14 protein-coding genes are annotated in these 13,749 nt (G+C 66.9%); 5 read left to right on the top strand and 9 right to left on the bottom strand.

Annotated features, from left to right (window positions below; all coding sequences use genetic code 11):
• Positions 1 to 62: 62 nt before the first annotated feature.
• Both AWC03_RS22730 and AWC03_RS22735 read left to right on the top strand, forming a co-directional pair.
• The gene (locus tag AWC03_RS22730; RefSeq protein WP_085242947.1) at positions 63 to 374 is read left to right on the top strand and encodes an acyl-CoA synthetase; all 312 of its coding nucleotides are present in this window, start codon (positions 63 to 65) and stop codon (positions 372 to 374) included.
• A 41-nt stretch (positions 375 to 415) separates the two neighbouring features.
• Positions 416 to 1,777: a TetR/AcrR family transcriptional regulator gene (locus tag AWC03_RS22735; RefSeq protein WP_085242948.1), complete on the top strand. Its 1,362-nt coding sequence runs from the start codon at positions 416 to 418 to the stop codon at positions 1,775 to 1,777.
• Here the strand turns inward: AWC03_RS22735 and AWC03_RS22740 are convergent.
• The 4 genes from AWC03_RS22740 to AWC03_RS22755 form a co-directional block, all read right to left on the bottom strand.
• Complete coding sequence (locus AWC03_RS22740; RefSeq protein WP_085242949.1) at positions 1,747 to 2,433, bottom strand: TetR/AcrR family transcriptional regulator; 687 nt, start codon at positions 2,431 to 2,433, stop codon at positions 1,747 to 1,749. The genes AWC03_RS22735 and AWC03_RS22740 overlap by 31 nt on opposite strands.
• Positions 2,430 to 3,659 (bottom strand): CaiB/BaiF CoA transferase family protein, encoded by a 1,230-nt coding sequence (locus tag AWC03_RS22745; RefSeq protein WP_085242950.1) that lies wholly within the window; start codon positions 3,657 to 3,659, stop codon positions 2,430 to 2,432. The genes AWC03_RS22740 and AWC03_RS22745 overlap by 4 nt, the downstream gene beginning before the upstream one ends.
• Positions 3,659 to 4,855, bottom strand: a complete 1,197-nt coding sequence (locus AWC03_RS22750; protein WP_085242951.1) for a cytochrome P450 — start codon at positions 4,853 to 4,855, stop codon at positions 3,659 to 3,661. Before AWC03_RS22750 ends, AWC03_RS22745 begins: the two co-directional genes overlap by 1 nt.
• Positions 4,856 to 5,159: 304 nt before the next feature.
• Complete coding sequence (locus tag AWC03_RS22755; RefSeq protein ID WP_211279273.1) at positions 5,160 to 6,071, bottom strand: TIGR03619 family F420-dependent LLM class oxidoreductase; 912 nt, start codon at positions 6,069 to 6,071, stop codon at positions 5,160 to 5,162.
• 18 nt (positions 6,072 to 6,089) lie between these two features.
• Here AWC03_RS22755 and AWC03_RS22760 point away from each other — a divergent pair, with 18 nt between their 5' ends.
• Positions 6,090 to 6,722: a pyridoxamine 5'-phosphate oxidase family protein gene (locus tag AWC03_RS22760; protein ID WP_249025957.1), complete on the top strand. Its 633-nt coding sequence runs from the start codon at positions 6,090 to 6,092 to the stop codon at positions 6,720 to 6,722.
• Positions 6,723 to 6,738: 16 nt separating this feature from the next.
• A complete protein-coding gene (locus AWC03_RS22765; RefSeq protein WP_085242953.1) occupies positions 6,739 to 7,080 on the top strand; it encodes a hypothetical protein in 342 nt (113 codons plus the stop codon).
• 60 nt (positions 7,081 to 7,140) lie between these two features.
• On the opposite strand, the gene AWC03_RS22770 is transcribed toward AWC03_RS22765, so the two are convergent.
• The 5 genes from AWC03_RS22770 to AWC03_RS22790 form a co-directional block, all read right to left on the bottom strand.
• A complete protein-coding gene (locus AWC03_RS22770) occupies positions 7,141 to 7,926 on the bottom strand; it encodes an enoyl-CoA hydratase/isomerase family protein (protein WP_085242954.1) in 786 nt (261 codons plus the stop codon).
• Positions 7,927 to 7,986: 60 nt separating this feature from the next.
• On the bottom strand, positions 7,987 to 8,730 hold the full coding sequence (locus tag AWC03_RS22775) for an enoyl-CoA hydratase-related protein (protein WP_085242955.1): 744 nt from the start codon (positions 8,728 to 8,730) through the stop codon (positions 7,987 to 7,989).
• A gap of 37 nt (positions 8,731 to 8,767) precedes the next feature.
• The gene (locus AWC03_RS22780; RefSeq protein WP_085242956.1) at positions 8,768 to 10,048 is read right to left on the bottom strand and encodes an FAS1-like dehydratase domain-containing protein; all 1,281 of its coding nucleotides are present in this window, start codon (positions 10,046 to 10,048) and stop codon (positions 8,768 to 8,770) included.
• A gap of 12 nt (positions 10,049 to 10,060) precedes the next feature.
• Positions 10,061 to 10,912 carry a mycofactocin-coupled SDR family oxidoreductase gene (locus tag AWC03_RS22785; RefSeq protein WP_085242957.1) on the bottom strand — a complete coding sequence of 284 codons (852 nt, stop codon included), beginning with the start codon at positions 10,910 to 10,912 and terminating at the stop codon, positions 10,061 to 10,063.
• Positions 10,913 to 11,134: 222 nt separating this feature from the next.
• Positions 11,135 to 12,649, bottom strand: a complete 1,515-nt coding sequence (locus AWC03_RS22790; protein WP_085242958.1) for a class I adenylate-forming enzyme family protein — start codon at positions 12,647 to 12,649, stop codon at positions 11,135 to 11,137.
• A 91-nt stretch (positions 12,650 to 12,740) separates the two neighbouring features.
• On the opposite strand from AWC03_RS22790, the gene AWC03_RS22795 reads away from it, so the two are divergent.
• Complete coding sequence (locus tag AWC03_RS22795; protein WP_085242959.1) at positions 12,741 to 13,742, top strand: acyl-CoA dehydrogenase family protein; 1,002 nt, start codon at positions 12,741 to 12,743, stop codon at positions 13,740 to 13,742.
• Positions 13,743 to 13,749: the final 7 nt, after the last annotated feature.

The raw sequence follows: 13,749 nt of genomic DNA on the forward strand, positions 1-13,749 counted from the left end.
TCTCACACCGTATATGATGCAAACCACACCCGTAAAGAGCTGAGAGGCAGAACATGTCCGGGATGCAGGAGAGGTCGTCGCCCGACGGTGGCGCCCGCGAAAAGATCGACGAAGACGACCACGACCTGCTCACGTTCGGGGAGGCCGGCGAACGACTGCGGGCGGAGATCGCAGCGACCGCCGCTCGCGTGGCTGAACTGCAGCGCCTCGGCGACCGCGACGCGTTGGCCACGGCGACGGCGCGCCTGACCGCATTGCGCGTGGCGGCCACGCGCAATGCGGCCGACCCGATCAACGATGCCAACTTCGAGTCGTTCTTCGGTTATCCCGGCAGAGCCAAGCGCACCGTGCCGCGGCCGCCGGCCAGTAGCTGAATGGCCCATCGTCGCCTCCCTTAGGCGATGATGGGACTGCCATGAAAAGTCCGGAGAGGGTGCGCCGCCCGGGGTACGCGCCGACCAACCCCGCGGTCGGCCGCCGGGGTATGCACACCCGCGAGCAGATCGTAGCCCGCGCGGGACAGCTGTTCGTCGAACACGGCTATCACGGCACCTCGATCGATGCGATCGCCAAAGCCGTCGGCGGGTCGCGCGCCACGATCTATCAGTACTTCGAAAGCAAGGACGACATCTTCCGGGAACTGGTGCGCCAGTGCGAACCGGCGGTGCTCGAGCACGCCGCCCGGCTGGGGCGGCTGAGCCCCGACGCCGCCGGTATGCGCAGCCTGCACCGGTGGCTGACCGAGTGGGCGCAGCTGTACGACAAGTACGCGATGGTGTTCCTGGAGTTCCCCGGCATCGGCGCGATCGAAGGCCTGCCCCAGACCGAGGCGGGCGCGGTGTCGGGGCAATACGCCGACCTGATCACCGGCAAGCTGCGCGACGCGGGGATCAGCGGCATCGAGCCTGCCGATGCCGCTGCCGCGCTGCTGCGCATCGCGCACATGGTCAACCTGTACCGGTTTCGCGGGATGTTCGGCCTATCCTCGGCCGCGCGCACCACGGACTCGCTGACCGTCGCGATGCAGTTGCTGCTCTTCCCCGAGACACCCGCCGGCGACATTGCCGAAGTGAGCTCGGCGCCGACAGGCGTCGCTGTCGGGCGCGGTGAGCGGGCGGCACCGGCGGCTGCGGTGCCCGACGAGCCTGATCCGTTCAGTGTTTCGCCGATCCGTCAGGATGTGCTCTCGGCGAGTTCGGTGTTGTTCAACGAGCGCGGCTACTACTCGGTGGCGATGGAGGACATCGCCGCGGCGGCCTCGGTCAGCCGCGCGACGTTGTATCGGCATTTCAGCACTAAGGTCAAGATCCTCGAGGAGCTCACCGGCTGGGCGGTTCTGGAAGGCGGGCACCTGTCGACGGAGCTCTACGAACTGGACCGGACCGGCATCGACGTCAACGGGCTGCATTCCTGGCTGGGCCACTACGTACGTTTCCATCGCAGCTACAGCGGCGTCATCCGCGCCTGGTACGACGGGACCTTGGCCCAGCAGCTCGCCGGTGACGCGGTGGTCCGCGGCATGGGCAGCTTCCATGTTGCGGTCACCGCGCTGCTGGACGGCGTACGGTTACCGCCCGGCGTTGACCGCCTGGTCGCTGCCGCCGTGTTCTTGTCGGTGCTGGGCCGGATGACGGAGCTGTCGATCTCGCAGCGGCGCAACGTCAGCGACTACGACACGGCCGGCCTGATGTTGCTGGTGCTGCAACGCGCGCTGTTGGGGACCTTGAACCCCGGGGCTGGCACCGCTCACCCGAGACCACGCCGGCGTAGCCATTGACTGAGGTTCTCCAGCGCCTCGGTTGCCGCTGATACCGTTTGTTCGACCTCGCGGGCATGGGAGAGGAATTCACCGCCTACCCCGCCCCTGGCCTCCAGCGCTGGAATGATGAACTGCCGGAAGCGTTTACGCACAGGGGCTTCGGAGCGGTCGGCCTCCTCGGCGGCCAGGTAGGTCTGCTCGACGAGGAAATCGATCAGGTCATCAAGCCCGACATCGGTGCGGATCTCGCCGCGCCGCTGGCCCTCCTCGAGCACGGGGCCCATCACCCGCACTGCCGACTCGTGCACGCGCGGGTGGTGGACCGATGCCGAGTGGCGGGCGATCAGGGCGACGATGGCCGGATCGGTGGGCAGCTCGCGGGCGGTGTAGATCAACGCCGCCTCGACCTTGGCGAACGCCCCGTTCTTGGTGCGCACCAGGTGATCCACGGCCTGGATGTGACGCTCGGCGCGCAGCAGTGCCACTTGGATCAGCAGCTCGGAGACGCTGCCCAGCTGCCGGAAGGCGGTGGCCCTGGACACGCCGGCCCGCTGTGCGACGGCTTCCATGCGCAGCCCGTCGACGCCGTGCTCGTCGACTTCGACGTCGGCGGCCCGGACGAGCCGCACCCGAACCGAGCCGTCGTCGCTGCGCTCGGCCTGTGCTGCGGTCATGTGATCGCGCCGGCGACCTTCAACTCGATGAGCGCGTCATCGTCGAGGCCAAGTTCGCGGAGCACATCGTCAGTGTGCTCGGCAAACTGCGGCGCCCGGGTCAGCGACAGCGCCGCGTCGTCGAACCTCACCGGATTGGCGACCAGTTTCTGCGGCTGCCCGTCGGCGTCGACGATGTCGACGATGCGTCCGTTGGCGATCAGCGCCTCGTCGTTGCCGACATCCCAGCCATCCTGCACCGCGGCCCAGGCGCCGGTCCCCTGCTTGAGCCGCCGCACACACTCGTCGAAGGTTCGCGACCCGATCGCGTGGGCGACGATATCGCAGGCCGCCTCGGCGTTTTCGGCCAATGATTCCAGCGAGCTGAACCGCTGGTCGTTGGCGTATTCGCCGCAGCCCATTAGCTCGCAGAATTCGGGCCAGTACCGCGTCGGCTGCAGCATCGACAGCTGAATGAACCGCCCGTCACCGGTGCGGTAGTTGCCCGTTAACGGGTTTCCGGGAGCCTGGGTTCTGGTGTCGATCTTGGGGAGATGCCCACCGCTGAGCAAGGCCAGGTTCACGCTGAACTGAGTCGCCCAGGCACCCACCGCCAGCAGCGACACATCGAGCACCGATGGCTGCCCGGTGACCCGCCTGCCGTATAGCGCGGCCGCGACCCCGCCGGCGATGGCCAGTCCGCCGATGTTGTCGCCGTAGGCACCCGACGGCATGAAGGCGATCCTGTCGGCATCGGCGGGCGTCACGCCGTTGGCACTGCCGCCGCGCGCCCAGTACGCCGTCGCGTCGTAGGCACCGGTATCGCGATCGGGCCCGTCCAAGCCGTATCCACTGCCCACGACATAGATGATGTCGGGATTGATCTTGCGGACGTCCTCGACGTCGATGCGCAGCTTGGCCCGGACACTGGGCAGATAGTTGGTCAGGAACACATCGCTTCGGCGGATCAGCTCCTCGAGGATGGGCCGCGCCTCGGCGGTGGTCAGTCCCAGGCCGACGCTGCGCTTACCGCGGTTGGGTGCCTCCATGATGGGTGCGAACGACGATCCGGGGGCGGTCACCGCGCGACCGAGGACCTTGACCAGTCCGCGCTGAGCGTCGCCGGTGACGGGGTTTTCGACTTTGATGACGTCAGCACCCCAGTCGGCCAGGACGGCGCCCGCGGAGGGGACGAAAGTGAACTGAGCGACTTCCAGGACGCGGACGCCGTCGAGCGGGCGCTGCATCAGCGCCCCCAGACCAGCGGCAGCGTTTCGATCCCCAACTGGGCGCCCGTTTCGGTCAAGTCGGCCCCAGCGGCGAGCCGGTAGTCGTGGATCCGTTTGTGCCACTCCTCCAGGGCGATCTTGAGTTCGCGGCGGGCCAGATGCGAGCCCAGGCAGCGGTGCGGTCCGGCGCCGAATCCGATGTGGTTGTTCGGCTTTCGGGTGATGTCGACAGTCGAGGGGTTCGGGAACGCAGCGTCGTCGCGGGTGGCGGCATTCAGCGGGATGCACACCATGTCACCGGCTTTCATCGGACATCCCTGTATCTCAACGTCTTTCATGACCTTGCGGGCCGGGATCACGATGGCGTAGGCACGCAGGAACTCTTCGACCGCGGTCGGGATCATGGCGGGATCCGCGACGATCCTGGCGCGGTCGTTGTCGTGGCCGGCCAGGTGCCAGAACGTCCAGCCTAGCGTCACCGATACGGTGTCGAGCCCGGCCATGAACATCAGCAGGCAGAACGACAGCAGGTCGGCGTCGGTGACCGGCTGGCCGTCGATCTGGTAGTCCAGGGCCTTGCTGACGATGTCGTCGCGCGGCTGCTCGCGGCGCTCGGCGATGAGAGTAAAAAATCGACCCATCACCGCCATCATCGCTTCGAGTTGCTTCTGCTGACGTTCTTCGTCGCTGCCACCGGCGTGCAGGATGTCGTGTTCCCACGCCATGAACTGGTCGAGCTCGTCGACGGGCAACCCCATCATTTCCAGGAAGATCGTGGTCGGGAACCGTTGGGCGAATTCGGCCATGAAGTCGCAGCTGCCGCGCTCGGCGATCCCGTCGATCAATTCGACGGCGCGCTGGCGGATCTTGCCGTCGAGGCGTTCGACTGCTCCCGGCGCGAACAACGGCGCGAGTTGGTGGCGCCATTGCTTGTGTTCATCGCCGTCGAGCATTTCCGGGATCCACTTGTACGGCGGATTCGGTTCGTAGGCAACGACGACGCTGTTGGAGAAGGTCTCCGGGTCCTGCATGACCTGCAGGATTCCCTGGTAGTTGACCATGGTCCAGAATCCGGGCCCGAACTCGTTGCGGAACCACGGAAATCGTGACCGCAACTCGTCATAGGTGTTCAGCCATGTCCCGGCCGGCTTGGTCTCGGTGTAATCGAAGTTCAGCGTCGGACACTGCTCGGCGGGTCGCTGGACCGTTGTCACGACAATCCCCTCTCTGCGATAGTCATTGACATTAGTCGCATTGATGCGACTATGAGCCGTTACAGTATCAGCAATGGTGCGCTGGTGTCGAGATCCAGATCACATCGGCCCCTAGGCTGTGGCGACCCCGACACCGCCACCGTGCCCACAACGACCCACCGATACCCGGATGGCCTGCGAGCACCAGTCGTCAACCGCCCCAGTGGGGTTCATCCGATCGGTCGGCCGCGCGGCTGCGGGAACTGGCGACCAGATCTCGTCCATACCCTCGGGGGCGCCGGCTGTGGCCTCGTGGTAGGTGGAGTCAGTCGCCGAGGAGGCAGGACAGCGTCTGGATGTCGGCGCGGAAGTCGGTCAGGCTCCTGCTGGCCGGCTCGAGGGTGATCCATGTGACCCCGGCGGCGGCGTAGGCCGACAGTTTGGGCTGCACTGCCGAGCAGAACGCGTCGCATCCCTGCGCAAGCAGAGCGGCCTCAAACGGCATGAACGCCACATCGGCGGCCCCGCGGCCGCGTTCGGCGCGCCGTGCGTTCACCTCGGCGATCCAGTCGGCCAGCACATCGATCTGTTCGAGCGCGCGGGCGCGGGTGATCTCAGCGAACTCCCCTGAGGCAGCCATCGGAATCCAGCCGTCGGCGACCTCGACCACCCGCCGGCGCGCAGCCCCGCCGTTACCTCCGATCCAGACCGGGGGTCCGCCCGGTGTGCGGGGTAACGGGAGAGCGACATGATTGGCCACGCCGAACTCCCCTCCCAGGTGCTCTTGGCCGTCCCAGGTGCGTTTCCAGGCCTCGATCGCCTCGTCCATCAGCTGGCCACGACGGGGGAATTCCGCTCCGAGCGCGTCGAATTCGCTCTTGAGGTATCCCGCAGCCGTGCCGAGGGTGAATCGACCGCCGGAGAGCACGTCCAGGCTGGCCGCGGCCTTGGCGGCCAGGTACGGATTGCGGTAGCCAGCGACCATCACAAAGGTGATGACGCGCAGTGTTCGGGTGGCCGCCGCGGCGAAGCTCAGGGAGACGAACGGGTCGAAGGCGTGGTGGCCCCCGTGGGCGAGCCAGTCCTTGTCCGGGTATGGATGCTCGCTCATGGAAAACCCGTGGAATCCCGCGTCCTCGACCAGTTTGGCGATCTCACCGATACTTGCGCCTTCCGACCAGCGGTCCCAGCGCTTGACCGCCCGCATGGGGAACAGCAGGTTGAACTTCAACGTCATCGTTTCCTCACCGCCGCCATGGCCGCGCCGGGGTTGGGTATCGACATCGGCCGGCGCCCCGACGTTCCCGGCAGCGACCGGGACGCATTGGATATAGTCAACCATATAGCTATTTTGGACAACATCGGATTGGGAGTTCCCGTGATCGCGGACAACACCGCCCAGCCCAACCCCGGGACTGACTTGTCGCCCGCGGCTGCATCGCCGGTTATCACCGACTTCCTAAGCCGCCACCATCGCGCGTTTCTGTTCTGCCGGGACTCCGCAGGCGAACCCACGGGGTATGCGATGCGCACGGTCGCCTACCAGGGCGGTGATCTGCTCTTCGCCACGTACACGAAAAGCACCAAAGTCAGAAACATCCGCGCCCGGCCCGGGGTCGCCTGCCTCGTGCAGTCGGGGCCCGAGCAGAACGCGTCGTGGGTGTCGGTTCGTGGGCATGCCGAGATCTTTCTACCGGCGCGCGACGAAGTCGACGCCCTGATATCCTCCGCTTCTTCTGATGCGCGAGTGCCCGACGCGGTGGTGGCGACGGTGAGGGACCGGCTGATCAGCGGGAAGCGCTGCATCATTCGGGTCGCTGTCGACGAGATTGTCGCGAGCAATCTGGCGGCGGCGCCTGGATCGAGCAGCGACCATGCAACGCAATGAGATTCGACGTGGGCCGATGGCCATGTCGCCCCGCGAGCTCGACGCGTTCCTCGAGGGCCGGCCGACCGGGGCGATCTGCTTCGACGAAGACAGTGGGGCGTTGGTGGCGCTGCCGGCTGCGGTGGTCGGCGGGTCCGTCCGGCAGGGCGAACTGCACGTGTGCGTGGCCGGGACCGTTTGCATCAGCAGGGATTTGCCCGCTTGCCTGGTCGCAGACAGTTTTACGAGCTACACCGCGATCCGGGGCATCATCGCTCAGGGCGCTGTGTCGAGCGCGACAGCCGGCGTGCACTCCGACATACTGGTCTGGCTGCGGCTCAATCGAGTTCGCACCTTCTCCTTCGCCGACGCCGTCTGAACATGCGATCACAGTTGCGGTCAGCCAGGCCCGGCTCGCACCGAAACGAACACCATCACCTCATCGCCGTCGCGGCGCCTTCTTGTTGACCCGGGAGTCGGTCTGGCCCTCGCCGGCGTTGCCGATGTGGGTGTAGTACAGACCGTGGCGCTGCGCGAGGGTGGGCGGCAGGTCCCGCGCCTCCCACATCGCCCGCACCGTGCCCTGGATGGTCTGGGGTCGCCGGGTGGCGATCTCGGCCGCCAATTCGGCAGCGCGGCTTCGTAATTGGTCGTCGGACACGACCTCGGTCACCAGACCGATCCGCAGCGCGGTCTGGGCGGCGATCCGCTCCTCACTGCCGAGCAGCGCCCACCGCATCACGTCGCCGTAGGGTAGGCCGAGTGCGAGCATGCCCATGGGCTCCAGCGCGGAGACGACACCGGCGTTGGCATGGGGATCGAAGAATTCGGTCGACTGCGCGCAGATGGCGAAGTCACACTCGTTGACGAAGTACATTGCGCCGCCGGCGACCATGCCGTGCAGGGCGCCGATCACGGGCTTCCACACCTTGTATGCCTTGGGCCCGAGCAGGGTGCCCGGGTCCTCTTGGTTGAAGATCGGCTTGTGATACCACCACGGGCCCTTGGACACGTCGATGCCGGTGCAGAACGCGCGATCGCCGTTGGCGCGCAGCACAGCAACGCGGATGTCGTCGTCATCGCGCACGGTGGCCCACACCGCCGCCATCTCGGTGGCCATCTGCTCGTTGAAGCTGTTGAGTTGACCGGGTCGGTTGAGGGTGACGGTGGCGACGTGGTCGGCCACGTCGAACTCGATGGTGTCCAGCGCGCCTAGATCTGTCATCGGTAGTCCTTGGTCATCGGGCCGACGCCGCCTGACGGCAGCTACGCCGGCGTATCAGGTTTACTTGCCCGGTCTCGGGCCGCGACGAAACGCCCGCACGGCGCGTTGAAAATCATCGGTCTGCGTCAATGCCTGCTGCCCTTGGGCTTCCAGTACCTGGGCGCCTGTCAGGTCGGGCAGTGTCGCGTTCGTCAGTGCGCGTTTGGTCCATCCGTATGACGTTGTCGGTCCGGCCGCCAGGGCCTGCAGCACCGACTCCACTTCGTCGTCGAATGCCTCGTCGTCGACAACGTGACTGATCATGCCCCAGTCGAACGCGTCGGTGGCCGGGATCTTTTCGGCCAGCAGGGCCATCCGGGCGGCGCGCGCCCGCCCGATCGCGGCGGGCAGTAACGCGGACGCCCCGCCGTCGGGCATCAGCCCGACCTTGGTGAAGGCGAGTTGGAAGAAGGCCGAGCGCGCCGCTATCACTAAGTCGCAGGACAGTGCCAGAGAACATCCGAAACCTGCTGCGGCGCCGCGCACCCCGGCCACCACCGGTTTCGGTAGCTGGGTGATTGCCTGGACCACCTCGTTGGCCGCGATCGCCGCGCCCTCGGTGTCGACCCCGCTCAGGTCGCCGCCGGCGCAGAACGCCTGGCCGGCACCGGTGAGCGCGACGACGCGCACCGCATCAGTGCTCGCCGTCGCGATCGCCCCGGTCAGCTCCCGCAGCATCGACGTGTTCACCGCGTTGCGCTTGACCGGCCGGTCAAGCACGATGTGCAGGACCGAGGCGTCGGTGTGCGTAGTAACGCCGTTCATCGCTGCTGTTCGGCCGAAGGTGGTCTCATGCCCGCGGTTACTCCCCGTGCAGTCGGCGCATCTCCTCACCGACCTTGCCCGACATCCGCGACACCACCTGCGCGCCGCGGCGCCGCAGATCCTCGTCGGGCACCGGCAATACCACCGCACCGGTCTGTTTGGACGGCAACAGAACCTTCGCCGTCCCTTTGGTGGTGGCTTCGTCGCGCTGACTGATTCCCTTCACCTCCAGCGACACCGCGGTACCCGGCTCGTCACCCTTGGCGGTGACCGTGCCCGTCATCCGGTGGGTGTCACCCATGTAGTTGAAGCCGCGCAGCTGCAGGTCCATTTCGGCCAGCCAGCCGTCATCACCGATCCAGTTGCTCAGCAAGTGGCTCACCCAGGCTGCCCGCATCTGCCCGTAGTCGTAGGGTGCGGGGAGTCCGAGGGCCTCTGCTCGGGCGACATCCCAGTGCAGCCGCTGCACGACGTCGGGCACACCGTACTCGTCGGGCTGATAGAACGCCGGCATCCGCTGGCGCAGCTGGTGGGCGTACTTGAGGGGGCCGACGCCGTAACCTCCCCAGCCCCAACCCATGTGCATGCTGATGATGTCCACCACCGTCAGCGGTCCCTTCATCACCGGCGGCAGCTCGTCACCGACGGCCACGTCCTCCCACCATTGCGGCTCGGCCCCGCGGCGCACCTCGGCGTCATAGGCCTGTTCAACCTTGGTGAATTCCTCCTCGGTCCAGTGCTGCCGGGTGATATGCGAGTACTTGCCGGACTTCTTCGAGCCCTGGCGTTCGGCGTTGATGTAGGACTCGTCGCGGGTGGCCAGCGGGTTGCCGTCGATATCGACATAGAGGTACCGAAAGGTCTCTTTGACCGAACGCCCACCGGAGAACTCGCTCTCCTTGACCTGCACATCGAGTGTGTAATTCTCCGCCAGCACCGGCCTGCCGGCGTAAATCGGCTGATACCAGGTCCATTTCACGCCGGCGTAGTACTTGCCGGTGCCGCGGAACAGGCCGCGGAACAGTTTCTTGCGTTCGGGATCGGTGAACCTGGGTGTCTGGTCTAGGCCCGTGCTGATCGGGAACGTCGGCGGGGCTATCTGTGCGTGCCAGCGTGTGGTGGCCCCGTAGCCGGGGTCGGTGAACAGTGGGTTGTCATCGCCGCAGCCGAACGCGAAATGGCTGATGGCATCGGCACTGGGCAGCCGGTTCCAGGCTTCGTCGCGCTGGTTGACCGGGATGCCGATCTGGGCCTTGGCCCGTGCAATGTCTTCGTCGGTGATGCGGCCCTCGACGGCGGCTGCTTCTGCGGTTGTCATCGTTTCTCCTTTTCAGAACTTCAGCATTGCTCCGGCGTCGACCTTGAACTGGCTGCCGGTGATGTAGCGCGATTCATCGGAGGCCAGGAAGCACACGACCTGGGAGATGTCCTCGGGCTCGACGTAGGGCACGGGCATGGCTTGCATGGCCGGAAATGCCAGCAGTGCGTCGTCGCGGGTGGGGTTCTCGAGATCGGGCCGGAACTGCTTGTACATCGGGTCGCTGTTGAGCATTCCGGTGTTGCAGTTGGTCGGGTGAATGACGTTGGCCCGAATCGACATTGGCGCCAGCTGGGCGGCGAGCTGCCGCGTGTAGGAATCCACGAGCTGTTTGGCGAAGCTGTAACCGGCCCCGCCCGGTCCGAGCGGGCCACCGCCGGCGGGCTGGCTGGCGGCGACGAGGCCGGCGATCGAGCCGGTGGTGATGATCGACGCACCGGACTTCAGGTAGGGTAGCGCCACGTGCACGGTGTTGACCACACCGACGAAGTCGACGTCGAACGCGTCGGCGAAGCCACTGATGGGAACATCGGCGCCGAGCGGGCAGATTCCGGCGTTGGCCACGACGACGTCGAGGGTGCCGCCGAGTTCGGCGACGGCGTTGGCCAGTTCCCGGGTCAGTGCCGCGCGGTCGCGGACGTCGACCTCGGCGGTGACGGCTCGCCGGCCGGTCTTCTCGACTTCCAGGCCCGCCTCGGTGAGGTCGTGTGGTGTGGCCAACGGATATTTGTTGGTGTCGATGTCGTGGCAGATGTCGAAAAGAATGATGTCGGCACCCTCTTCGGCGAGTTTGACTGCGTGGCTGCGTCCCTGGCCGCGCGCGGCGCCGGTGATCAGAACGACTTTGTCGCGTACTCTTTCCATTTGTCAGGGTGCCTTCCAGATCGATTGCCGCTTCTCGGCGAACACCGTCAGCCCGTCCCTTGCGGTGCTCATCACGACATCTCCATGATCGTCGCACCGACTCGGTCGTGGGCACCCATACCCGACGGAGCCGCGAATACCGTTGTCGCGCGGGATGATGACTGTGTCTGGCATCAAGTTTCTCCGTGGGGCTGGATTCAACAGGACCGTTAACGACCGGGTTCAGGTGGCCGCGGGCGGCCTCGATGATCGCAGGTCGTCGAGCATCTCGGTGAGCCTGCGCCGATCGACCTTCAATGCGGCGCCACGCGGCAACTCGCCGACGACGAAGATCTGGGCAGGCACTTCATACGGCGTCAGGATCGACCGACAGTGCGCCCGCAACTCTTCGGGGGTCACCGAGGTGCCGGCGCGCAGTTCCACGGCGGCGAGCGGGATTTGACCCAGCCGAGGGTCGGGCAGCCCGGCCACCGCGGCGTCGTGCACAGCCTCGTGACGTCGCAGCGCCTGCACCACCGTCGCCGGCGCGATCTTGAACCCGCCCCGCAAGACCACGTCGTCGGCACGGCCGTCGATGTACAAGAACCCTTCGTCATCGAGGTGCGCCAGATCGCTGGTGGTGACCCAGCCATCACCGGATCCGCTGACCTGTGGCGAGGCGACCTGCAATCGGCCGGTTCGCCCGGACGCCAGCACCGCGCCGTCGTCGTCGATCACCTGCAGACGTACCCCGGGGAACGCCCGCCCGACACTGCCCTTCTTGTCGGTCCAGCGGGCGTGGAAATCCTTCAGCGTCCATCCCGCGACGGCGCCGGAGAACTCGGTGGCGCCGTAGACGATGAGGATCGGGATGCCGTATCGCTGCCAGAAAGCGTCCACCAGTGCCGGATCGACGGGGCTGGTGCCGGCATTGATCGCGCGGACGCTGGCCAGATCCTCGCGGGGGATGTCCGCGTCCAGGACCGCTCGGATCGCCGGTGGCGGCAATCCGACCAGCGCGGGCCGGTGTTCTTTGACCGCGGCGTGCCAGCCCGCGACGGTGAAGCGTTCCAGCAACGCGAATCGGCGCGCCGAGACCAGCGATTGCAGCAGCCCCCACAGGCCGCCGATGTGGACGATGGGCAGGGTCACCAGGGCGACCGCGCCCGTCAGTGGTGCCTTGGCGCGGACTTCGGGACGCTCGTTGTGCTGTAGCGCCGCAGCCAGGGACGCCTCGAGTTGGGAGCGAGTGAGCGGGACGCGCTTGGGTGGCCCGGTGGTGCCGCTGGTCAGCATCTCGATCGCGACGTCGGGATCGCCGGGCACCGGCTGGCGGCTGGCCTGCGCGCGCGGTGTTACCGCGTCGCCCTCCACAGACCACCCTGCCACACCCAGATCGGTGACCACTTTGCTGAATTCAGTGTTGGACCAGAGGTTTTCGGGGGCCAGAACATAACCGGCGCCGGTCGCGGTCAAATCGGCGCTGAGCCGTCCGGGGGGCTGCAGCGGGCTGAGGGTGACCAGTGTGCGGGAGGCGCGCAGTATCGCCAGCAGCGCCGCGACCGACTCGACGCGGTTGCCGAACACGACCGCGACCCGGCCGCCGGGACCGCAGCCGGCCGCGGAGAGCTCGCGGTCGATGCGTTCGGTCAGTGACCTGACGTGTCCCCAGGACGCCCAGCGCCCGTCGCACTGCACCATCGCGGCGGCATCGTCGGCAGTCCACAGCCGTGCCAGCGCTTCGGGGAGGCTCGTCATCGTCTGTGTCCTTGCTCGGTTCGGTGCGACGTCCGGTTCCCCGAAGATAAACGACATGGTTTACTAGGTCAACCTACTGGGAAGGACCGACATGGACTTTGGGCTCTCCAGTGAGCAACAGCAGCTCGCCGAAGCCGAACGGTCTTGGCTCACACGCAATGATCCGATCCCACGGGCGCGCGCGATACTCGATAGCTCCCCGGTCACCGTCGACCCGAAAGCGATATCCCACGCCGCCGGGGCCGGGTTGTTGGCGCTGTTGACGCCCGAGGTGAACGGCTGTCACGTGGATCTGGCGGTCCTGGCCGAGGCCCACGGCTACGCGGCGAGCTCGCTGCCGATCGCCGATCTGGCGATCGCGGCCTGGCTACTCGGGGTGTCCGGTGCGCCGCAGGCGCAGGCGGCAGCCGAGGGCGAGGCGCTGTTCGGCCTAACCCGCGCGCCGGCGACAGTGACCGGCCCGAGCAGTCCGGTCCCCATGGCGGCCGATATGACGGGAGTCGTCGTCGTCGGCGAGGCGGACGAGGGTGACTACCTGTCCGTCATGACCAACCCGCGGCTGGATCCGATGTCGACGCTGGATCTGAGCCGGTCGTGGGCGCGTGTGGCCTTCGACCCGGGCGAAACCGGGCGGCTAGCGCTACCGTCTGGCACGGCCGGATTCGTCCGGGACGCGCTGGCGGTTCACCGCGGTATGGATGCGCTCGGGGCGGCCTCACGACTGTTGGAGATGACCGTTGTCTACGCCGGTCAGCGCCAGCAGTTCGGCGTGCCGATCGGTTCATTCCAGGCGGTCAAACACCATTGCGCGAATATGGCGCTCGCTGTGGAGGCTGGCCGGTCGACGTTGTGGGCGGGCGCGCTGGCGCTCGACACCACCGCACCCGCGGCGCAGCGATCGCGCGCCGCGTCCTCGGCTGCGGCCTACGCCAAAGCCGCGGCGGCCGAGGTTGCCGGGACCGCGCTGCAGGTGCACGGCGGTATCGGCTTCACCTGGGAGCACGATCTGCACCTGTTGCTGCGGCGGATCAAGGTCGACGAGGCGATGGACGGCACCGTGGCCGAGCATCGCGCTGCGCTGGTCGCCGTCTAGGCCCCGT

This window comes from Mycobacterium europaeum, assembly GCF_002102155.1.
GTDB classification, from domain to species: domain Bacteria; phylum Actinomycetota; class Actinomycetes; order Mycobacteriales; family Mycobacteriaceae; genus Mycobacterium; species Mycobacterium europaeum.